This window comes from Virgibacillus sp. 7505, assembly GCF_002272135.1.
Lineage (GTDB): Bacteria > Bacillota > Bacilli > Bacillales > Amphibacillaceae > Terribacillus.
Genome location: NZ_NPBF01000401.1, coordinates 1 through 221 on the forward strand (window position 1 = coordinate 1; position 221 = coordinate 221).

Below are 221 nucleotides of genomic sequence, written 5' to 3' on the forward strand. Positions count from 1 at the left end.
CCTGCCAACTTACACTTTTCAACTGTTCCAATTCTCGGCAACCTTGACCGCTAATATCAACATTGACACCCATATCAGCACGACCAGCATAGTTAAAAGATATATGACCATATCGCAAAGCAGATGCATAACCATTTTGGCCAGTCGTTTCACGAAAGTCCACGTCAGAAAGACCAAACACTTCTATAATTTTGCGCGGATCTTGTGCGCCAACGAAAGTG

Annotated in this window: 1 protein-coding gene; it reads right to left on the reverse strand. The window is 43.4% G+C overall.

Annotated features, from left to right (window positions below; translation table 11 throughout):
• Nucleotides 1-221 (reverse strand): hypothetical protein (locus CHH91_RS20810; protein ID WP_217973797.1); only part of this gene is annotated, 221 nt, incomplete at both ends.